The following is a 20,514-nucleotide window of genomic DNA, read 5'->3' as shown; positions in this document are numbered from 1 at the left end:
AAAAAAAGCCACCGGATCGTGTCAAGGTTCGGGCTAAAGCGTCCGATAGGGGAAGTGGAATGTCACCCGGCTGCAGGAAGGAAACCCCGTGACGACGGTCTTGATCTGCGACGACCGACGCAGTGTCCGCGAAGGGCTCACTCGAGTGATGTCCGCGGTCCCAGGGGTCAGTCGCATCGACTGCGTAGCGCACGGTGACGAGCTGCTGGCCCGGTACTCCCGTCAGCCGGTCGACGTCGTGCTGGTCGGTACCCAGCGCGCCGTCCCGACCGGCGTCGAAGCCACCCGGCGGCTCGTCTCGGCGAACCCCCAAGCGAACGTGATCGTGTTCGGCGCCCCGGACGACGCGGGCAGCATCGCCGCCGCCATCGCCGGCGGAGCCCGCGGCTACCTGCGCTGGGACGCCTCGCGTCCCGAGCTGGTCGCCGCACTGGCGCACACGCTCGCCAGCACCTCGGTGCCGGCGCCGCGTCAGCCGTCCGACCCCGGCGTCCAGCTCACCGAGCGAGAGCTTCAGGTGCTTCGCGGGATGAGCCAGGGCAAGAGCAACGGGCAGATCGGCCGCGAGCTGTATCTGTCCGAAGACACCGTGAAGACCCACGCGCGCCGCTTGTTCCGCAAGCTCGGCGTGCGAGACCGCGCTCAGGCGGTCGCCCACGGATTCCGCCGTGGGCTTGTTTCCTGACAACGCTTTCTTGATTTCAACGGCGAGATCGCACAACGGGTGACGAACGGGCCGGGGGTGTACCCCTGGCCCGTACCTGTGTTCCCTGTCACGCTTCGCGCTTTTGTGTTCACCGCTCGGGCACCCTGGCCCGAGCGAGTCCGCCTCCGGGCGGACCGTCGTACCCCACTGTGTTCCGGCTCGTCGGATTTCGGCCACGAGCGAAAGGGACCAGGAAGATCCGGGTTCAGCGCGCTCGCCGGCAGTCGGCGCGCCGATGACGGCCGTCAACGAAGGCGGCGAGCCCGAGCGGTACGGTAGCTGTCACCGGGTAGTGGATTCCGAAATCACACGCCGGACTCTTTGCACGCCTATACGTAACACTGGGACTGTTGTCTGCGATGGCCAATGTGGGGGACGGACTGGATGAGCCGGTCGCCGCTGCTGTTGAGGGTGATCCTCAAGCGGTCGAGCGGTTGCTGGCGGCCATCCGTCCTTTGGTAGTGCGGTACTGCCGCGCTCGGGTTGGCAGGCAGGAGCGTTCGTTCGCTTCCGCAGACGACGTTGCTCAGGAGGTGTGTCTCGCGGTGCTCACGGCATTGCCTTCGTACCGTGATCAGGGCCGCCCGTTCCTGGCCTTCGTCTACGGGATCGCCCAGCACAAGGTGGCCGACGCGCATCGCGCCGCGGCCCGTAACCGCGCCGAACCGGTCGCCGAAGTCCCCGACGAGGTCGAGGGTGGCGTCGGTCCCGAACAGCGTGCCCTTCAAGGCGAGCTGAACGAGCGCATGTCGCAGCTGCTGCGCGTCCTTCCCGACAAACAGCGTGAGATCGTGGTCCTGCGGGTTGTCGTGGGATTGTCCGCCGAGGAGACGGCAGAGGCCGTGGGGTCCACCCCCGGCGCCGTCCGGGTGGCCCAGCATCGCGCCCTCGCGCGCCTACGTAAGGTTCTGGCCGCTGAGGAGGTGATCTGAGTGACCGATCGCGACCATCGGTTCTCCCCTGGGACCGATCGTGAACTGACGGCCTTCGAAAGAGGGCTGACGCCCTCGGAAGCCGAGTTCGCAGCTGATCTGTCGGCCGTCCAGGCCGACGACGCGCTGCTCGACGCTCTCGGTGGCTCGGATCCGAAGATGGCCGACGACCTCGGCGATCAAGAGCTCAACGCGCTGCTGCTGGCCTGGCGGCGTGACATCGACAGCGAGCCGCTCGCGGAACTCGTCGACGTCGACACCGCCGTCGTCACCGTGAAGACCGCCGCGCTCGCCCGCAAACACGGGGGAAGACGCCGGCTGCTGGTCCCGGTGGCCGCCGCCGCGGCCGTCCTGGCCATCGCCTTCGCCGGTACCGGTCTCGCCGCGAAGGACGCGCAGCCTGGTGACACGCTCTGGGGCCTGACCAAGGTGCTTTACGCCGACCATGCCCGGTCGGTCGAGGCCGCCGCGGCGGCCAAACTCGATCTCGAGAAGGCCAACCTCGCGCTCGCCGGCGGGCGCCTCGACGACGCCCGCAAGGCGCTCGACGAGGCCCAGGCCGCGCTGAGCCAGGTGACCGACGAAGAGAACCGCGATCAACTGCTCGAGCAGCACCGCCAGTTGAGTGCTCAGCTGCAGAACCCCGTGCAGCCCTTGCCGCCGGATCAGCAGCAGCCGACGCAGACCCCGGTCGCGACCACACCGCAGCCCACTCCGCAGCCGACCGCTCCGCCGACGTCGCTGCCCGGAGGCGGTAACCCCGGCACGAGTCTGCCGGGCACGACGACTCCCTCGCCGACTCCGCCGACCACGACCAGTGAGCCGCCACCGCCCACGACGTCCACGACGCCGCCGGCCTCGGGCAACGACCCCGGTGGTTCGCGTAACGAGCCGTCGCCGGGCGCCGGAGCGCAGGCTCCCGGCGCGGTCGAGACGACGCAGTAACACCCCTCGAACGCCGAAGGGCCTGGTGAGATCCCTCTCACCAGGCCCTTCGTTGTCTTCACCAGGCCCTTCGTTGTCTCAAATCGCGTTTAGCCCGCTAAAGGCGATCGCCTTTAGCGGGCTAAACGCGATCAGTAGGCGCTTTCGTTGGCTGTGACACCGTCCGCGAAGCCGCGGCAGTAGTCCCAGCTCACGTAGTCCCCGGGGTTCGGGTCGAACGCGGGCTCGTGCGGCCGCATGCGGCCGTCGGCGAGCAACTGCTCGAGACTGGCGCGCAGCAGATGCCAGTCGTGGTAGTGGGGTTCGTCGCATTCACCGCAGTCGACCACGATCCCGCGCACCCCGCGCGGTTCGAGGAGCGCCTGGTAGACGGCGAGATCGGAGAGATCGGCCAGCAACTCGGTGCGTTCTTCGTCGCTGATCGGCTCGTCGAGCCGGTCGGCGTCGTCGATGAACGCGCGGGCCGGGTCGTCCGGGTCATCCGCGAACGGGTCTGGGGGCAACGCATCTTGCGGCACGCCTGCACGCTACCGGGCGCCCACCCGGGCCGGGCGGCCGCCCGGCCCGGATATCATGAGGGGCAGGCCCTCGCGTCGCTACAGCGACACGTACATCACCGCTAGGAAGGCCCTTCGCCTGCTATGACCAGCGACAGCGTCACCGCCCCCGTCCCGAGCAAGTTCGCCATGCTCGGGCTGACCTTCGACGACGTGCTGCTGCTGCCGGCCGAGTCCGATGTGGTGCCCAGTGCGGTCAGCACCCGCACCCGGCTCACCCGCAACGTCACCCTGAACATCCCGCTGGTCTCCGCCGCCATGGACACGGTCACCGAAGGCCGGATGGCGATCGCGATGGCGCGCCAGGGCGGAATGGGCGTGCTGCAGCGCAACCTGCCGATCGACGACCAGGCCGCCGCCGTCGAGGTCGTGAAGCGCTCGGAAGCGGGCATGGTGACCGACCCGGTCACGTGCTCGCCCGAGGACACCCTCGCCGAGGTCGACGCCCTGTGCGCGCGGTTCCGGATCTCCGGTGTGCCGGTCACGGACGCCGCCGGGACGCTGGTGGGCATCATCACCAACCGCGACATGCGGTTCGAGGTCGACCACACCCGCGCGGTGCACGAGGTGATGACGAAGCCGCCGCTGGTCACCGCGCAGGTCGGCGTCACCGCGGAGGCCGCGCTCGGGCTGCTGCGCCGCCACAAGATCGAGAAGCTGCCGATCGTCGACGGTGCGGGCAAGCTGCGCGGGCTGATCACGGTCAAGGACTTCGTCAAGACCGAGCAGTACCCCAACGCCTCCAAGGACACCAACGGCCGCCTGATCGTCGGTGCCGCCGTCGGCGTAGGCCCGGACGGGCACAAGCGGGCGATGGCGCTGGCCGACGCCGGGGTCGACGTCCTGATGGTCGACACCGCGCACGGGCACTCCCGCGCCGTCGTCGAGACCGTCGCGCTGCTGAAGAAGGAACTGGGCGACACCGTCGACATCGTCGGCGGCAACGTCGCGACCCGGGCCGGCGCGCAGGCGCTGGTGGACGCGGGCGCGGACGGGATCAAGGTCGGTGTCGGCCCCGGCTCGATCTGCACCACCCGCATCGTCGCCGGCGTCGGCGTGCCGCAGATCTCCGCGATCTACGAGGCCGACCAGGCCGCGCGTCCGGCCGGGATCCCGGTGATCGGCGACGGCGGCATCCAGTACTCGGGCGACATCGCGAAGGCGATCGCGTCCGGCGCGTCCACGGTGATGCTCGGCAGCCTGCTCGCGGGAACCGCCGAATCGCCCGGCGACCTGATCCTGGTCAACGGCAAGCAGTTCAAGACCTACCGCGGTATGGGCTCGCTGGGCGCCATGCAGTCGCGCGGGCAGGCGAAGTCCTACTCGAAGGACCGTTACGCCCAGGACGACGTGCTGAGCGAGGACAAGCTGGTCCCCGAGGGCATCGAGGGGCGGATCCCGTTCCGCGGGCCGTTGGCGAACGTCGTCCATCAGCTGGTGGGCGGGCTGCGGTCGGGTATGGGCTACGCGGGCGCGTCGACGATCCCCGAGCTGCAGGAGGCGCAGCTGGTGCGGATCACCGCGGCCGGGCTCAAGGAGAGCCACCCGCACGACATCACGATGACCGTCGAGGCGCCGAACTACACCACCCGTTAGTCCGCCCCTTAGGACACTTACCCATCCGGTTCCGTTCCCGGGAGACTTGGCCCGCTGATCAAGTCTCCTGGGAGGAACCCGATGTCTTTCACCTCGCGCCGGACCGCGCTCGCCGTCTTCGCCGCCGCCGCCCTCGGGCTCGGCGGCGGGGTGGCGGCTTCCGCCGTCCCCACCGCTTCCGCCGCGCCTTCCGCACCCGAGGCCACGGGTCTTCAGGCCTCGCCGGGTGAGCTGTGGAAGCGCACCGAGCTGTACTTCGGGACCACGAAGCCGGGCGGTGGGGAGCTGACCGACGCCGAGTTCGCCGCGTTCACCGACAAGGTCGTCACGCCGAGGTTTCCGGACGGGTTCACCGAGTTGACCGGACGCGGCCAGTGGCGCGGTTCGGATGGCGTGATCTCGCGGGAGAAATCGAAGGTGATCGTCGTCGTGTACCCGTTCAGCGACCGCGACGCGAACCGCGAGATCGAAGAGATCCGGACCGACTACAAGAAGGCCTTCGCGCAGGAATCCGTCCTCCGGACCGACTCCGTGGAGAAGGTCTCTTTCTGACCCGAGCGCCTTTAGCGGGCTAAACGTGAAACGGGTGGGGCGAACGGGGCTGGTGTGACTTCCGGCCCGGTTCGGGTGCCCCGTGCGCAGGTCACCCACGCGGCCTAGCGACAATGGGGTGTAACGGTCGTCGGTGAGAAGGGACTTGACGTGCGGGATCTGGTCGAGATCGGCATGGGCCGCACCGCGCGGCGGGCGTATGACCTCGATGACGTGGAGATCGTGCCGTCGCGGCGCACCCGGTCGTCTTCGGTCGTGTCCACCGCCTGGCAGATCGACGCGTACCGGTTCGAACTGCCGCTGGTCACGCACCCCACCGACGCGATCGTGTCGCCGGGAACCGCGGTGGCCGTCGGCGAACTCGGCGGGCTGGGCGTCCTCAACGCCGAAGGGCTGTGGGCGCGGCACCCGAACGTCGAGGACGCGATCTTCCGCCTCGTCCGGGCGGCCGAGGACACCGAAGACCCGACCGCGATCGTGCGTGAGCTGCAGGAACTGCACTCCGCCCCGATCCGGCTGGACCTGCTGACCGAGGCGATCAAGACCGTCCGCGAGTCCGGGGTGACCGTGGCCGCGCGGGTCAGCCCGCAGCACGCCGCGGAGCTGACGCCGGACCTGCTCGCGGCCGGCGTCGAGATCCTCGTCGTGCAGGGCACGATCATCTCGGCCGAGCACGTCCAGCGTGACGCCGAGCCGCTGGACCTGAAGGACTTCATCGGACGGCTCGACGTCCCGGTGATCGCGGGCGGCGTCAGCGACTACCGCACCGCGATGCACCTGATGCGCACCGGCGCGGCCGGCGTCATCGTCGGGCACGGGGCCAGCCGCGGTGTGACGAGCACCGACAGCGTGCTGGGGATCGGGACGCCCATGGCGACCGCGATCGTCGACGCCGCGGCCGCGCGGCGTGACTACCTCGACGAGACCGGTGGCCGGTACGTCCACGTGCTCGCCGACGGCGGGATGAGCACGTCCGGCGACATCGCCAAGGCCATCGCCTGCGGTGCCGACGCGGTCATGCTGGGCGCGCCGCTGGCCGCGTCGTCCGATGCGCCGGGGCAGGGGCTCTACTGGACGTCGGCGGCCGCGCACCCGTCGCTGCCGCGTTCGCGCGTGGCGCTGGGGCCGGACTACGCCGTCGACCTGAAGACCCTGCTGTTCGGGCCGTCCTCGGACGCCGAGGGCGTCGTGAACCTCTTCGGTGCGCTTCGCCGCGCGATGGCGAAGACGGGCTACTCGGACCTGAAGGAGTTCCAGCGGGTGGGCCTGACCGTCCGCCGCTGACGCTCGCTCCCGGCCCGGATCGCGTTTAGCCCGCTAAACGCGATCCGGGCCGTTTGGCGTCTCAGGAGTCCCATCCGCCCCATGCGTCCCTCCTGTGTCGCGTTTAGCCCGCTAAAGGCGCTCCGGTGGCCGCGGGCGGTAGTGGGCCGAGCCGAGGGCGCGGGCGATCTTCCGCTGGAGGTCCCGCAGGATCGGGAGGGTTTCGTCGTCCGCGAAGCCTGTGGTGGTCGACCAGTCCATCCCGGAGCCGAAGACGTCGCTGGCGAACACGATTTCGGTGGCGACGAGGGTCTTGCGCCATTCCGAGGCGCGTAGCGGTTCTTCGTCGGCCAGCGCCGCGCGCAACCTTCGCGCCTGTTCGAAGAGATCGGGCACGTCCTTGAAGCCCATCGCGACGGCGAGGTCGTCGGTGCACGCGGCCGGTCCACCCCATTCCGCCAGGCCACAGCGCAGTACCGTGCGCTCGTCACGCGTCAGGTCGATCGCCACCAGGGCATCCATATCCACCGGTCGATGATGCCCCAGCCGCGTTCGTACATCCGGCTGGAAGGTAACCGGCCAGTAACTTACCTCTGGTCAGAAGGGGTGGCCGGGGTTACAGTCGAGGGTGTGACTGCGAGTAACACCACCACTGAAGACGACTTCGACTACGACGTGATCGTCGTCGGCTCCGGGTTCGGCGGCAGTGTCGCCGCCCTCCGCCTGACCGAGAAGGGCTACCGCGTCGCCGTCATCGAGGCGGGCCGCCGCTTCGCCGACGACGAGTTCGCGAAGACGTCCTGGGACCTTCGCCGCTACGTCTGGGCGCCGCAGGTCGGCTGCTTCGGCATCCAGCGCATCCACATGCTCAAGGACGTCATGGTGCTCGCCGGCGCGGGCGTCGGTGGCGGCTCGCTGGTCTACGCGAACACGCTGTACCGCCCGCTGAAGCCGTTCTACGTCGACCCGCAGTGGTCCCACATCACCGACTGGGAGTCCGAGCTCGGCCCGCACTATGACCAGGCCAGCCGCATGCTGGGCGTGGTCACCAACCCGAGCGTCACGCCGTCGGACGTGGTCATGAAGGGCGTCGCCGAGGACATGGGCGTGCCGGAGTCGTACCATCCGACGCCCGTCGGCGTGTACTTCGGCAAGCCGGGGGAGCGCGCGGAGGACCCGTACTTCGGCGGCGCGGGCCCGGCGCGCACCGGCTGCACCGAATGCGGCGCCTGCATGACCGGCTGCCGCGTCGGTGCCAAGAACACGCTGGTCAAGAACTACCTCTACCTCGCGGAGAAGGACGGCGCGAAGGTCATCCCGCTCACCACCGTGAGCGCGATTAGCCCGCTAAACGCAGGTGGGTACGAGGTGAGCATCAAGAAGACCGGGACCACCTCGCGCAGGTTCCGGCACAAGCTCACCGCCGCGCAGGTGGTGCTCGCAGCGGGTACTTGGGGCACGCAGAACCTGCTTCACAGCATGCGCGACACCGCCAAGCTGCCGAAGCTCTCGCCGCGCCTCGGCGAGTTGACCCGCACGAACTCCGAGGCCATCATCGGCGCCGCCCGGACCTCGGTCGACGAGGAGCGGAACTTCAGCCGAGGCGTCGCGATCACGTCGTCGATCCATCCCGACGAGAACACGCATATCGAGCCCGTCCGCTACGGCAAGGGCAGCAACGCGATGAGCCTGCTCCAGACCATCGCCACCGAAGGCGATTCGGCGGTCCCGCGCTGGCGTCAGGCCGTGAACTTCATGTTCAAGCACCCCGTCCAGACCGTGAAGCTGCTCAACGGCTACCGCTGGAGCGAGCGCACCGTGATCCTGCTGGTGATGCAGAGCCTCGACAACTCCATCACCACGTACACCAAACGCGGGCTCTTCGGCCGCCGCAAGTACACGTCCAAGCAGGGCCACGGCGAGCCGAACCCGAGCTTCATCCCCGCCGGGCACGAAGCCAACCTCCGCACCGCCGAGCGTATCGGCGGCATGGCGGGCGGCACCTGGGGCGAGATCTTCGACATCCCGCTCACGGCGCATTTCATCGGTGGCGCCCCGATCGGCACGGCGCCCGACAACGGCGTGATCGACCCGTACCACCGCGTCTTCAACTACCCTGGTCTGTCCATTGTGGATGGCTCGGCGATCACGGCCAACCTGGGCGTGAACCCCTCGCTGACCATCACCGCGCAGGCCGAGCGGGCCTTCTCGTTCTGGCCCAACAAGGGCGAACAGGACAGCAGGCCGCCGCAGGACTCGCCGTACGCGCGCCTCGAGCCGATCGCCCCGAAGAACCCGTCCGTTCCGGCGGACGCGCCGGCGGCACTTCGGCGGTAACTTGAGGAGGTGACAGCCTCCGAACGCGCACACGTCCTGCTGAACCGCGTCCGCGCCCTGCACGAGGAATGGGCGCGGCTGGCGCGCGGGCTCGACGAGGAGGCCGTGCACGCCCCGAGCGGGTTGCCCGGCTGGACGCGAGCGCATCTGTTGTCCCACCTCGCGCGCAACGCCGATGGCCTGGTCAACCTCCTCACCTGGGCGAAGTCCGGGGTCGAGACCCCGATGTACGCCGGTGAGGCGGCCAGGGACGACGACATCGAGAAGGGTGCGTACCGGTCCGCCGGGGAGATCGCCGAAGACGTCGTCGCGTCCGCGGCGAGGTTCGTCGACGTCGCGTCGACCCTGCCGGACGACGCGTGGCAGGTCCGCGTGCGCGCCCGGCAGGGACGCGAGATCCCGGCCGAGTTCGTGCTCTGGCTCCGGCTCTCGGAGACCGCGATCCACCTGGCCGACCTCGATCTCGGCTACGACTTCGCCCGCGTCGCCGAGCTGCTCGGCGCCGAGTTCGAGATCGTTGTCGGCAACGCCATCGGCATGTACGGCGGCGAATTGCCCGCGGTCCTGCTGGTCGCCGTCGGCGAAGACGGGACCCGGCACGAGTGGCGGATGGGCACCGGAGAGCCGGTCAAGCTGACCGGCTCCCCGGGCGACGTCCTGGCGTGGATCACCGGCCGTAGCGATGGATCCACTTTGGACGGTACCGCGCCGCCGCTGCCGCATTGGCTGTGACGGCGCGGTCCACAAAGGACTAAGCGCGGAACGCGTCCACGCCGAACTGCTTGGCGATGTCGTCGAGCATGGCGTGCGCGCCCTGCAGGCTCACCGAGGTGAACCAGGTGGTGTCGTTGACGTCGATCTTCTTTCCCTTGAGGGTTCCCCAAAGCGGGTTCGACTGGAACTTCGTCATCGGGTTTTCGGCCTGCTTGGTCTCATCGGTGTAGCTGGCGATGAAGATCGCCTCGGCGTCGAGCTTCCCGATCTCTTCCTGGCTCAGGTCGTTGGAGATCTTCGCCTTGTTGTCCGGCTGGCCCGCGGGGCGCTGGATCCCGGCGTCGGCCATCACGCTCCCGGGGAACGACGCGGTGCTGTAGAGCCGCACCGTCGGCTCCCCTTCGATGAAGCGGACCACGGAGGCGGTCACCGGTTTGCCGAGCTTCGCCTTGACCGCGTCGCCGACCTTGCGGGCGCGCTCCTCGTAGGCCTTGATCTTCTGCTCCGCCAAGGCTTCCTTGCCCACCGCCTTGCCGAGCATCCGAATGTTGTCCTTCCAGGTGGCCCCGGTTGTCTGGCTGAACACCGTGGGTGCGACCTTGCTGAACTCCGCGTAGAACTTTTCGTGCCGCACCTTCGCGGACACGATCAGTTCCGGCTTGATGTCGTACAGCTTCTCGATGTCCGGGCTCTCGAGCGCGCCGATCTCCTTGGCGCCCTCGGCGAACTTGCGGTCATCGCCCAGGTAGTCCGGCAGCTTGTCGTAGTTGCGGTACTTCGTGTACGCCACGACCTTCGTCTCGAGAGCCAGTGCCGCGTCGACGTAGCTGGAGTCGAGCGCCGCGACGGTGGTGGGCTGCTTGTCGATCGTGGTCGACCCCATCACGTGTTCGACGGTCCGCGGGAATCCACTTTGGCCGGTGCCGGTGGAAGCGGATTCCTGTTCTGCGCCACCGCATGCGGAGAGTGCCAGGCAGGCGGTCACGGCGAGGGTGAGGACTGCGCGCCGGGGTGGGGTCATGGGTCACTCTTTCTGTGCGGTTAGGCTTTCCTAACCGGAGCATAGGATGGCGGATGTCCACAGTGGAAGTTCGTGTTGGAAAGGCGACAGCGGGCGCCCTGCTCGTCACCCTTCTGGCTGTGATCTGCGTCGCGAGCATCGCCCTCGGTGCGCGTTCGATCCCTTTGGGTGTCGTGTGGGACGCGATCTTCCATCCCACGGGTGTGCCGGATCACCTGATCGTCCGTTCGTTGCGGGTGCCGCGCACGGTGCTCGGTGTCCTCGCGGGGCTCGCGCTCGGCGCGGCCGGGGCGCTCATGCAGGGACACACCCGTAACCCGCTCGCGGATCCCGGCCTGCTCGGCGTCACCCAAGGCGCGGCGTTCGCGGTGGTGCTCGCCGTCGTCGTGCTGGGCATCGACGACCTGTACGCGTTCATCTGGTTCGGCTTCGCGGGCGCGCTGATCGCGAGCGCCGTCGTCTTCCTGCTCGGCGCGGTCGGTGGCCGCGGCGCCACACCTGTGACGCTCGCACTGGCCGGGGCCGCGGTGAGCGCCCTGCTCAACGGCGTCATCTCCGCGATCGTGCTCGGCGACGACCGCGGGATGGAGACCTACCGGTTCTGGCACGTCGGCTCGATCGCCGGCCGGGATCCCGCGATGATCGGCCAGATCGCCCCGTTCGTGGCGGCGGGCCTGCTCCTGGCGGTGATCAACACCCCGGGCGTGAACACGCTCGCGCTCGGTGACGACGTCGCCGTCGCGCTCGGACGGCGGGTCGGCCGGACGCGGCTGCTCGGGGTCGCGGCGATCACGCTGCTGACCGGCGCGGCCGTCGCCGCCTGCGGCCCGATCGCGTTCCTCGGCCTGCTGGTCCCGCATTTCGCGCGGGCGATCAGCGGGCCCGACTACCGGTGGCTGGTGCCGTTCTCCGCCGTGCTCGGCGCGATCCTGCTGCTGGCGGCGGACCTGCTCGGCCGCGTCGTCGCCTCGGACAACCTGGAGGTCGGCATCATGCTGGCGGTGCTCGGCGTGCCGGTGTTCGTCCACCTCGTCCGCAAGAAGGGCCTGGCACGGATATGACGGCTCCCAAGGTGATCTCGCTCGGCCCGGCGGCCTGGACCGTCCGGCCGAGGACGCTCGCCGTCGTGCTCTTCGCGGCGGTCGCGCTGGTGCTGGTCGCGGCGCTGAACATCGGTATCGGCACCTCCCACATCGGCCTCGGCGACGTCCTGAAGACGCTGTTCGGCGGCGGCACCGCGCGGGAGCGCGGCATCATCTTCGACCTGCGGATGCCGCGCACCCTGACCGCGATCGGCGTCGGCGCGGCACTCGGCCTGTCCGGCGCGCTGTTCCAGACCATCGCCAGGAACCCGCTGGCCAGCCCGGACATCCTCGGCATCACCTGGGGCGCGGGCGTCGGCGCGGTCGGCGTGATCGTCGCGGGCGGCACCGGCGGCCAGGTCAGCGGCCTGGCGAGCACGCTGGGCGTCCCGCTCGCCGGGCTGGCGGGCGGCGTGATCGCGGGAATCCTGCTGTACGCGCTTTCGTGGCGGCGCGGGATCGACGGCTACCGGCTCGTGCTGATCGGCATCGCGCTTTCGGCCGTCGGCTACAACCTCGTGTACTGGATGCTGACCATCGGAGACGTCGACAACGCCGCGCGGGCGACGACGTGGATCGTGGGCAGCCTCGCCGACGTCGGCTGGGAATCGGTCGCCCCGGTGCTGCTGGCGCTGGCCGTGCTCGCGCCGATCACGCTGGTCGCCGGGCACACCATCGGCGGACTGCAGTTCGGCGACGACACCGCGCGCGGTCTCGGTATCCGGGTCGACGGCGCCCGCGCGACCCTGCTGCTGCTCGGCGCGGCCCTGGCCGCCGTCGCCACCGCGGCCGCGGGCCCGATCACCTTCGTCGCGCTGGCCACCCCGCAGATCGCCTTGAGGCTGGTCCGTTCCGCGCAGCCGCCGCTGTTCGGCTCGATGGTCCTCGGCGCGCTGCTGACCGTCGGCGCGGATTTCGTGGTGCGCGTGACGCCCGGACTGTCCGGGCTCCCGGTCGGCGTGCTGACGGCGATCCTCGGCGCGCCGTATCTGATCTTCCTGTTCATCCGCAGCCGTAAGGAGGAGCGCGCGTGAACGCCAGACTGCGTGCCCGGGAATTGGAACTCGGCTACGGCGAAACGCCGGTCGTGACCGGGCTGGACCTCGACGTCCTCGACGGGACCGTCACCGCGATCATCGGCCCCAACGGCTGCGGCAAGTCGACCCTGCTGCGCGCGCTGGCGCGGTTGCTCAAGCCACGGCAGGGCGCGGTGCTGCTCGACGGCGAGCGGATCGACAAGCTGCCGACCCGCGAGGTCGCCAAGATCATCGGCCTGCTGCCGCAGACCCCGTCCGCGCCCGAGGGGCTGACCGTCTCCGACCTGGTCCGGCGGGGGCGGCATCCGCATCAAAGCTGGTACCGGCAGTGGTCCTCCTCCGACGACGAGGCGATCGAGCGGGCGCTGCGGCTGACCGGGATGGAGGAGCACGCCGGCCGGGTCGTCGACCAGCTCTCCGGCGGGCAGCGGCAGCGGGCGTGGATCTCGATGACGCTGGCGCAGGAGACCGGCCTGCTCCTGCTGGACGAGCCGATCACGTATCTCGACCTGGCGCACCAGATCGACGTGCTGGACCTGGTGTACCGGCTGCACGAAGAACGCGGCACCACCGTGGTGATGGTGCTGCACGATCTGAATCTCGCCGCCCGGTACGCCGACAAGCTGGTCGCGATGCGCGGCGGCCGGATCGTCGCGCAGGGACCGCCCGCCGAGGTGCTCACCGAGCCGCTTCTCGAAGAGATCTTCGGCCTGACGGCGAAGGTCATGGCGGATCCGGTGTCCGGTACCCCTTTGGTCGTGCCGGTGAGCGCACACCTTCGGGGGTAAGGCCGCAACCTGCCCGCCCCACGGGCGTCTAACGGACATGAAGCTGGGGCGAAGGAACTTCCTCAAACTCGCCGGTGCGACAGCGGCCGGGGTGGCCGCGACGGCGTGTTCCGCCGCGCCGCCGGCCCAGGCGCCCAGCTCCGCGCCGGGAACGTCGTTGCCGCCGAGCACCGGCGTCACGCCGCCGTCCGGTCCGCCGGACTGGGCGGCGTTGCGGAACAAGGTTTCCCTGCTCTTGCCGGGGGATTCCGGCTACGACAGCGCCAAACGCGTGTTCAACCCGGCCTTCGACGGGCTCAAGCCCGCCGCGATCGCGAAATGCGCCAAGCCCGAGGACGTGCAGGCTGCCGTTTCCGCTGCCGCGAGACGAGTTCCCATCGCCCCGCGCAGCGGAGGCCACAGCTACGCCGGATACTCGGTTCCCGACGGTGGCTTGATGATCGACCTCGGTGGAATGTCCTCAGTGGACGTCCAAGGTGAACAGGTCGTGATCGGCGCCGGCGCGAAACTGAAGGACGTCTACGCGACACTCGGCCGTGCGGGCCGTTGCCTGCCCGCGGGTTCCTGCCCCAGCGTCGGGATCGCCGGGCTGACGCTCGGCGGCGGAATCGGTGTGCTCGCGCGGAAATACGGTCTCACCTGCGACCATCTGGTGTCCGCGCGAGTGGTCACGGCGGACGGGGAACTCCGGACCGTGTCGGCGGATTCCGAGCCGGAGCTGTTCTGGGCGTTGCGCGGCGGGGGAGGCGGCAACTTCGGTGTCGTCACCTCGTTCACCTTCCGCACGGATCCAGCGCCGTCGGCCGTTTCGGTGTTCTCCCTGCGTTTCCCGGCGGGCAGTGCGAACGACGTCGTCGCCGAATGGCAGCGATGGCTTCCCGAAGCTCCGCCTGAGCTGTGGGCGAATGTCGTGCTGTCCGGTGGATCGACGGTCGGTGTGCGGATTTCCGGTTGCTACGTCGGCGATTCCGCTGCACTTACCCGGTTGCTCAACCAGGTCGGTGGGACGCGGACGGTGAAGCAGCTCGACTATCTCGGTGCCATGAAGTATTTCTCCGGCAGCGAGAGTCGTCAGTCCTTTGTGGCCTCATCGCGGATTCTCGAAGAACCGGTGGAGCCCGCGAAGCTGACGTCCATCCTCAAGGGCAGGCAAGGAATGGACCTGCTGGTCGACGGCCTCGGCGGTGCCGTCGCCGACATCGCGCCGGACGCCACCGCGTTCTGGCACCGGAAGGCGATCGGGAGTGTGCAGATCTACAGCCAGGCGGACGTGAACAACCGTTCCGCGGCAACGGATTCCGTCGCGGAGGTGGTGTCGGGTCTCGGGCTGGGCGGGGGTTACGTCAACTACATCGACCCCGCCCTGCCCGACTGGATGACGGCCTACTACGGCGGCAACGTCACCCGCCTCAAGCAGGTGGCGAAGACCTACGACCCGGACAAGGTGTTCGGGTTCGCGCAGGCCGTCACCCCGGACTAGAGGTCGATGCCGGTGAAGACGGTGACCCGTTCCTCGGTGAGGTCCTGCATCGCGGCGAGGACGCCTTCCCTGCCGACGCCCGATCCCTTGACGCCGCCGTACGGCATCTGATCCGCGCGGTAGCTCGGGACGTCGCCGATGATCACGCCGCCGACTTCGAGTTCTGTCGACGCGTAGAAGGCGAGATGCACGTCGCGGGTGAACACCCCGGCCTGCAAACCGTACGCGGATTCGTTGACCGAAGCGAAAGCCTCGTCCACTCCATCCACAATGGACACCGCGAGCACCGGTCCGAAGATCTCCTCGGCCCAGGCCTTTGTGGACGGTGGAACGTCGGTGAGGACGGTCGGCTCCACCGTCGCGCCGTCCCGTTTGCCGCCGGTGAGGATCTTCGCGCCCGCGGCGACGGCCTCGTCGACCCACGCGACGATCCGTTCTGCCGCGGCCTCGTCGACGACCGGTCCCACGTCGGTGTTCTTGTCGTACGGGTCGCCGGTTCGCTGTGCCCGCACGGCTTCCACCAGCGCGGGCACGAATTCCTCGGCGACCTCACGTTCGACGATGACCCGCTGCACGGCGATGCAGGACTGCCCGGCCTGGTAGTTGCCGAAGGTCGCGATGCGTTCCGCGGTGCCTTCCGGATCCGGCCAGTCGCGGAGCACGACGGCGGCCGCGTTGCCGCCGAGTTCGAGTACGACGTGCTTGCGCGGAGCGGCATCCGCGATCGACCAACCGACCGGACCCGAACCGGTGAACGAGACGACCGGCAGCCGGGGATCGGCGACCAGGGCCGACGTCTCCTCGTTGCCGAGCGGCAGCACCGAGAACGCGCCCTCGGGCAGGTCCGTCTCGGCCAGGATCTCGCCGAGGATCAGCGCGGCCAGCGGCGTGCGCGGCGCGGGTTTGACGATGATCGGGGCGCCGACCGCGAGCGACGGCGCGACCTTGTGCGCCACCAGGTTCAGCGGGAAGTTGAACGGCGCGATGCCGAGCACCGGGCCGCGCGGGATCCGGCGGGTGAGGGCCAGCCTGCCCTCGCCCGCCGGATCGGTGTCCAGGCGCTGCAGGTCGCCACTGAACCGGCGGGCCTCTTCGGCCGCGATCCGGAACACCGACACCGCTCGCCGGACCTCCGCCTCGGCCCACTTGAGCGGCTTGCCGTTCTCGGCGGTGATGACCTCGGCGATCTCCTCGGCCCGGCCGGCGATGACCCGCGAAACGTGGTCGAGCGCCGCGGCGCGGCTGTGCGCCGAGGATCGCCGGAACTCCTTCGCGACGCTCGCCGCCGCGCTCACGGCTCGTTCGACCTGCTCCGGGCCGGGCACCGCGACGGTGGCGACTTCGCTGCCGTCATAAGGGTGGTGCACGGTGATCGTCGAAGCGCCCTGCTCGGGGCGTCCGGCGATCCAGGCGGGGCGCGGCTCCGGCGTGATCATGTCCATGGGGACAAGGTATTCCAGTCAGGGTTTGACGAGCACCTTGAGCGCTACGCCCGGCTCGCGGTGAACAGTAGCGGGCTGGCGACGTCGTGCCGGGCGCTCAGGTCGGCGAGGAGGCCGGCGAGCCAGCCGACCGCGTCCGGCGTCCACTCGGCGAGCGTCCCGTGGAAGGTGATCGCGTGCTGGGGCGGGCCGTTCCAGAAGCCATCGTCGAACGGAGGCCTGAGGCCGGCCTGGCCGTCCGCGTACGACTCGCACACGAACACATCCTGATCGATCGTGGCCAGCCGGTCCGCGACCGCCAGGACGGCCGGGGACCGCCCGCCGTCCAGCGTCACCCGGACAGGTGTCCTCGACGTTGGTGCGCTGTCGTCGAACCATGCTTTGGTGAGCAGCGAGGGCGACCGGGCGAGCTCCGGGCGCTGCGCCGTGTCGAGGCATTGGACGGGCAGCAGAACCTGAACCGCGTCCAACCTCAGGTCTCCCATGCGCGCGACCGCGTCACCCGCGCACCCCAGGAACGGCTGAACCGGCAGCGGCCGATCACTCGGAACCGGCTCGGCCTCCACCTGGAACCACGCGGCGAGCGAAGTGTCGGCCGACGGGTGTTCCCGACCCGCGTCGTTCATCCCCCACAAACCCGCCGGGCCGTCTTCGCGAAGCCAGCCCATCGCGACCGAACGCTCGTAGAAGATCAGGTACGCGTCTCGATCCGTGCCCGGCGCGCGCCACGGGTGTGGCGTGAACTCGCCGTGGAGAGCCGCGAACAGGGTGCCCGCGAACCCGCGGGCACCCGGTGCCAGGCCAGGGAGGGCTTCGTCGCCGTTGTTCGTCACTTCTCCCCTGCCTGATCGCGATCGCGTCAGCTCACTGATCGGGTCCGGTGACCCGGCACGCCACGTCCGCCTGACGATTGCGCACCTCGCCGCTGTCGACTTCCCAGTTTACGTCGACGTCCACGTGATTGCGCCACGACGTCATGTCCGCGGTGTCGCAATCCCGTCGCGCGGGCACTCGCCGGGCACTGCCGCCACCCGGTTTGAGATCGCTGTTCTCACCACACGCCTTTCGGCGCCAGGTGTTGTCCGTGTAGTACTCGTACAGGCAGGTCTGCACCGTCGCGGTTTCCCCGGTGCAATTCCCTTTGTTCCACCAGCCGTGACCCGATACCGCGAAACCGGTGCCGGAACGGTGAGGGTTGTCGACCCCGGTTTCGGGCGTGCAGCCGATCAGCGCACTGCCGTTCTCGTCGGTGTAGACGCCGCCGGTCGCACCGGATGGCGCGAGCCCTGGGACCGCCTCCGCGTAGGACACGGCCGGTGCCGCCGCCACCTCCGACACCGGTATCGCCGTCAGCAAGAGCGCGGCCGCGGCACCGACGAAGAAACGTGTACGGTTTCTCACGATTTCCCTGCCCCCTTTTTCGAGAAATATGAAAGGGGACGCCATTGTTCACCGACGCGGCACCGTTTCACCCCAGTGAAATGCCGCGTGAAAGACCTCCCCTAGAGCAGCCAGGCTAGCTATTTCGGTCGCTTCGCGGGATCCCTCCGGCGAGCTTCATCCGAAGAGAGCAAGGGGCGCTTTCTCGCGGCAATCGCGTTTAGCGGGCTAAACGCGACGCGCGTAGAGGTCACGCAGCAAGAGGATTTCGGCGCCGTGGTGGATGGCCTCCCGGTTGATGTGGAGGACGAGGGTCGCGAGCGGGTACTCCGCGTACGGGCCTTCGGCGTCGCCGCAGGGGCGCTGGAGGTCTTCTGCGGTGAGGCCGCGGACGCCGTCACGCCAGCGCGCGTAGGCGTCGTCGAGTTGCTTCAGTGCTTCTTCGGCGGAGGCCGCGTAGGGGAAGGTCTGGTAGTCGGCGGGCGGGCCGCCGAAGTGCGACGCGTTCCGCATCGCGAAGACGCCGACGATGATGTGGGCGAGGCGCCAGGCGATCGTCGTCACGGGCGGCGGCGATGGCTCCGGATACGCCCAGTCGATCGTCGGCTTGCCGTTCTCACCCGGCCGGATCGTCCAGCAGTCTTCGACGGGTTCCCAGAGGTATTCGCCGTCGCCGAGAGTGTCCAGCCGGGGCCGGAGGTGCCGTGCCCAGTGCCAGTCGAGCTGTTCGGAGAGTTCCTTGCTCCAGTCGATGTCCATGTCCCGGACGCTAGGACCCCTCGCGGTCATCCGCTGTCCTGAATCGTGAGGGGGTTGGCGGCGAGGTGACCCGGCCCACCTGGGACGATGGTGGGGAAGCGTACTGCTCTGATCTGGAGGTTTCAGGTGCCAAGTCCCACCGGTCCGGTACTCGTCGTGGACTTCGGGGCGCAGTACGCGCAACTGATCGCGCGGCGCGTGCGTGAGGCGCAGGTCTACTCCGAGGTCGTCCCGCACACCGCCACCGCCGAGGACATCCTCGCCAAGGACCCCGCCGCGATCATTCTTTCCGGTGGACCTTCCAGCGTGTATGCCGAGAACGCTCCCGCTCTCGCCCCCGGGCTGGTCGACGCGGGCGTGCCGATCCTCGGTATCTGCTACGGCCACCAGGTGCTCGCGCAGGCCCTCGGCGGGACGGTCGAGCCGACCGGGATCCGCGAGTTCGGCCGCACCGAGGTCCGCGTCGCCGGTGAAGGCGGCGTGCTGCACGCCGGCCTCCCGAGCAACCAGCCCGCGTGGATGAGCCACAACGACAGCGTCACCAAGGCTCCCGAGGGCGCCACCGTGACCGCTTCGAGTGACGGCGCCGCTGTCGCCGGGTTCGAAGACGTCGAGCGCCGCTTCGCCGGCGTCCAGTACCACCCGGAGGTGCACCACTCGCCGCACGGCCAGGAGGTGCTCCGCCGCTTCCTGCACGACATCGCGGGCATCAAACCGCAGTGGACGACGTCGTCCATCGTCGACGACCAGGTCAAGCGCATCGCCGAGCAGGTCGGCGACGGCCGGGCGATCTGCGGGCTCTCCGGCGGCGTCGACTCCGCCGTGGCCGCCGCGCTGGTCCAGCGGGCCATCGGTGACCGGCTGACCTGCGTGTTCGTCGACCACGGTCTGCTCCGCTCCGGCGAGCGCACCCAGGTCGAGCGCGATTTCGTCGCCGCCACCGGGGTGAACCTGGTGACCGTCGACGCGCGGGACCGGTTCCTCCACGCGCTGGCCGGGGTCACCGACCCGGAGGAGAAGCGGAAGATCATCGGCCGCGAGTTCATCCGCGTGTTCGAGCAGGCCGAGCGTGACCTCAAGGCCGAGGGCGACTACAAGTTCCTGGTACAGGGCACGCTTTACCCGGACGTCGTCGAGTCCGGCGGCGGCGAGGGCGCGGCGAACATCAAGAGCCACCACAACGTCGGCGGGCTGCCCGACGACCTGCAGTTCGAGCTCGTCGAGCCGCTGCGCCTGCTGTTCAAGGACGAGGTGCGGCGTGTCGGGCTGGAGCTCGGGCTGCCGGAGACGATCGTGCAGCGGCAGCCGTTCCCCGGCCCGGGGCTCGGCATCCGGATCATCGGCGCGGTCGACGCCGAGCGGCTCGAGACGCTGCGCGCGGCCGACGCCATCGCGCGCGAGGAACTCACCGCGGCCGGGCTCGACGGCGAGATCTGGCAGTGCCCGGTGGTGCTGCTGGCCGACGTCCGCAGTGTCGGCGTTCAGGGCGACGGGCGGACCTACGGGCACCCGATCGTGCTGCGGCCGGTGTCGTCCGAGGACGCGATGACCGCGGACTGGACGCGGCTGCCCTACGAGGTGCTGGAGCGGATCTCGACCCGCATCACCAACGAGGTCGCCGAGGTGAACCGAGTGGTCCTGGACGTCACGTCCAAGCCGCCGGGCACCATCGAGTGGGAGTGACCGGCTCCGGCCCGGACCTGCGTTTAGCCCGCTAATCGCGATCTGCCGCCTGTGGGTGCCCAGGCGACCGGATCGCGTTTAGCCCGCTAAACGCGCTCTGGGGTCTTGGGCACCTGCCGCGCCCCGGATCGCGATTAGCCCGCTAAACGCAGGTCGGCGCCCGGGGGCACCTGACGCAGCCCGGATCGCGATTAGCCCGCTAAACGCAGGTCCGGGCGCAGGTGGGAGCAAGGCGAAGGC

General features: G+C 69.4%; 20 protein-coding genes. 13 read left to right on the top strand and 7 right to left on the bottom strand.

Features of this window, described 5'->3' with window-relative positions:
• Positions 1 to 88: 88 nt before the first annotated feature.
• The 3 genes from ACXIZN_RS29485 to ACXIZN_RS29475 all read left to right on the top strand — a co-directional run bounded on the left by ACXIZN_RS29485 (position 89) and on the right by ACXIZN_RS29475 (position 2,583).
• Positions 89 to 685, top strand: a complete 597-nt coding sequence (locus ACXIZN_RS29485; protein WP_003073605.1) for a response regulator transcription factor — start codon at positions 89 to 91, stop codon at positions 683 to 685.
• 380 nt (positions 686 to 1,065) lie between these two features.
• Positions 1,066 to 1,638 (top strand): sigma-70 family RNA polymerase sigma factor, encoded by a 573-nt coding sequence (locus ACXIZN_RS29480; RefSeq protein ID WP_026467317.1) that lies wholly within the window; start codon positions 1,066 to 1,068, stop codon positions 1,636 to 1,638.
• On the top strand, positions 1,639 to 2,583 hold the full coding sequence (locus ACXIZN_RS29475) for an anti-sigma-D factor RsdA (RefSeq protein WP_185927339.1): 945 nt from the start codon (positions 1,639 to 1,641) through the stop codon (positions 2,581 to 2,583).
• A gap of 131 nt (positions 2,584 to 2,714) precedes the next feature.
• Here ACXIZN_RS29475 and ACXIZN_RS29470 read toward each other — a convergent pair whose 3' ends face one another.
• The gene (locus ACXIZN_RS29470) at positions 2,715 to 3,101 is read right to left on the bottom strand and encodes a DUF5319 domain-containing protein (protein ID WP_005166667.1); all 387 of its coding nucleotides are present in this window, start codon (positions 3,099 to 3,101) and stop codon (positions 2,715 to 2,717) included.
• A 123-nt stretch (positions 3,102 to 3,224) separates the two neighbouring features.
• Here ACXIZN_RS29470 and guaB point away from each other — a divergent pair, with 123 nt between their 5' ends.
• The 3 genes from guaB to ACXIZN_RS29455 all read left to right on the top strand — a co-directional run bounded on the left by guaB (position 3,225) and on the right by ACXIZN_RS29455 (position 6,572).
• Positions 3,225 to 4,736: an IMP dehydrogenase gene (guaB, locus tag ACXIZN_RS29465; protein ID WP_457958285.1), complete on the top strand. Its 1,512-nt coding sequence runs from the start codon at positions 3,225 to 3,227 to the stop codon at positions 4,734 to 4,736.
• An 81-nt stretch (positions 4,737 to 4,817) separates the two neighbouring features.
• Positions 4,818 to 5,288 (top strand): DUF3574 domain-containing protein, encoded by a 471-nt coding sequence (locus tag ACXIZN_RS29460; protein ID WP_457958284.1) that lies wholly within the window; start codon positions 4,818 to 4,820, stop codon positions 5,286 to 5,288.
• Between the two features lie 150 nt (positions 5,289 to 5,438).
• Positions 5,439 to 6,572 (top strand): GuaB3 family IMP dehydrogenase-related protein, encoded by a 1,134-nt coding sequence (locus ACXIZN_RS29455; RefSeq protein WP_457958283.1) that lies wholly within the window; start codon positions 5,439 to 5,441, stop codon positions 6,570 to 6,572.
• A gap of 111 nt (positions 6,573 to 6,683) precedes the next feature.
• Here ACXIZN_RS29455 and ACXIZN_RS29450 read toward each other — a convergent pair whose 3' ends face one another.
• Positions 6,684 to 7,073: a hypothetical protein gene (locus ACXIZN_RS29450; RefSeq protein WP_457960629.1), complete on the bottom strand. Its 390-nt coding sequence runs from the start codon at positions 7,071 to 7,073 to the stop codon at positions 6,684 to 6,686.
• Positions 7,074 to 7,181: 108 nt separating this feature from the next.
• Between ACXIZN_RS29450 and ACXIZN_RS29445 the strand changes: the two genes are divergently transcribed.
• Both ACXIZN_RS29445 and ACXIZN_RS29440 read left to right on the top strand, forming a co-directional pair.
• On the top strand, positions 7,182 to 8,888 hold the full coding sequence (locus ACXIZN_RS29445; RefSeq protein ID WP_457958282.1) for a GMC oxidoreductase: 1,707 nt from the start codon (positions 7,182 to 7,184) through the stop codon (positions 8,886 to 8,888).
• A 9-nt stretch (positions 8,889 to 8,897) separates the two neighbouring features.
• Positions 8,898 to 9,620 (top strand): maleylpyruvate isomerase N-terminal domain-containing protein, encoded by a 723-nt coding sequence (locus ACXIZN_RS29440; RefSeq protein WP_457958281.1) that lies wholly within the window; start codon positions 8,898 to 8,900, stop codon positions 9,618 to 9,620.
• Between the two features lie 19 nt (positions 9,621 to 9,639).
• On the opposite strand, the gene ACXIZN_RS29435 is transcribed toward ACXIZN_RS29440, so the two are convergent.
• The gene (locus ACXIZN_RS29435) at positions 9,640 to 10,623 is read right to left on the bottom strand and encodes an ABC transporter substrate-binding protein (protein WP_457958280.1); all 984 of its coding nucleotides are present in this window, start codon (positions 10,621 to 10,623) and stop codon (positions 9,640 to 9,642) included.
• Between the two features lie 53 nt (positions 10,624 to 10,676).
• On the opposite strand from ACXIZN_RS29435, the gene ACXIZN_RS29430 reads away from it, so the two are divergent.
• From ACXIZN_RS29430 to ACXIZN_RS29415, 4 genes are read left to right on the top strand one after another with little or no spacing between them, the layout of a single operon-like run.
• The gene (locus ACXIZN_RS29430) at positions 10,677 to 11,684 is read left to right on the top strand and encodes a FecCD family ABC transporter permease (RefSeq protein WP_457958279.1); all 1,008 of its coding nucleotides are present in this window, start codon (positions 10,677 to 10,679) and stop codon (positions 11,682 to 11,684) included.
• Positions 11,681 to 12,739, top strand: coding sequence for a FecCD family ABC transporter permease (locus ACXIZN_RS29425; RefSeq protein WP_457958278.1), 1,059 nt, complete (start codon positions 11,681 to 11,683; stop codon positions 12,737 to 12,739). The genes ACXIZN_RS29430 and ACXIZN_RS29425 overlap by 4 nt, the downstream gene beginning before the upstream one ends.
• A complete protein-coding gene (locus ACXIZN_RS29420) occupies positions 12,736 to 13,530 on the top strand; it encodes an ABC transporter ATP-binding protein (protein WP_126736626.1) in 795 nt (264 codons plus the stop codon). The genes ACXIZN_RS29425 and ACXIZN_RS29420 overlap by 4 nt, the downstream gene beginning before the upstream one ends.
• A 37-nt stretch (positions 13,531 to 13,567) precedes the next feature.
• Positions 13,568 to 15,010, top strand: a complete 1,443-nt coding sequence (locus tag ACXIZN_RS29415) for an FAD-binding oxidoreductase (RefSeq protein WP_457958277.1) — start codon at positions 13,568 to 13,570, stop codon at positions 15,008 to 15,010.
• Here ACXIZN_RS29415 and ACXIZN_RS29410 read toward each other — a convergent pair.
• From ACXIZN_RS29410 to ACXIZN_RS29395, 4 genes are all read right to left on the bottom strand, one after another.
• The gene (locus tag ACXIZN_RS29410; RefSeq protein ID WP_457958276.1) at positions 15,007 to 16,452 is read right to left on the bottom strand and encodes an aldehyde dehydrogenase family protein; all 1,446 of its coding nucleotides are present in this window, start codon (positions 16,450 to 16,452) and stop codon (positions 15,007 to 15,009) included. The genes ACXIZN_RS29415 and ACXIZN_RS29410 overlap by 4 nt on opposite strands.
• A 44-nt stretch (positions 16,453 to 16,496) precedes the next feature.
• A complete protein-coding gene (locus ACXIZN_RS29405) occupies positions 16,497 to 17,285 on the bottom strand; it encodes a hypothetical protein (protein ID WP_457958275.1) in 789 nt (262 codons plus the stop codon).
• Between the two features lie 31 nt (positions 17,286 to 17,316).
• A complete protein-coding gene (locus tag ACXIZN_RS29400) occupies positions 17,317 to 17,853 on the bottom strand; it encodes a hypothetical protein (protein ID WP_457958274.1) in 537 nt (178 codons plus the stop codon).
• Between the two features lie 207 nt (positions 17,854 to 18,060).
• Positions 18,061 to 18,591: a DinB family protein gene (locus ACXIZN_RS29395; protein ID WP_457958272.1), complete on the bottom strand. Its 531-nt coding sequence runs from the start codon at positions 18,589 to 18,591 to the stop codon at positions 18,061 to 18,063.
• A gap of 126 nt (positions 18,592 to 18,717) precedes the next feature.
• On the opposite strand from ACXIZN_RS29395, the gene guaA reads away from it, so the two are divergent.
• Positions 18,718 to 20,274: a glutamine-hydrolyzing GMP synthase gene (guaA, locus tag ACXIZN_RS29390; protein ID WP_457958270.1), complete on the top strand. Its 1,557-nt coding sequence runs from the start codon at positions 18,718 to 18,720 to the stop codon at positions 20,272 to 20,274.
• Positions 20,275 to 20,514: the final 240 nt, after the last annotated feature.

It is taken from the genome of Amycolatopsis sp. TRM77291, from assembly GCF_054166285.1.
This window is presented reverse-complemented; position numbering and strand designations above follow the sequence as displayed.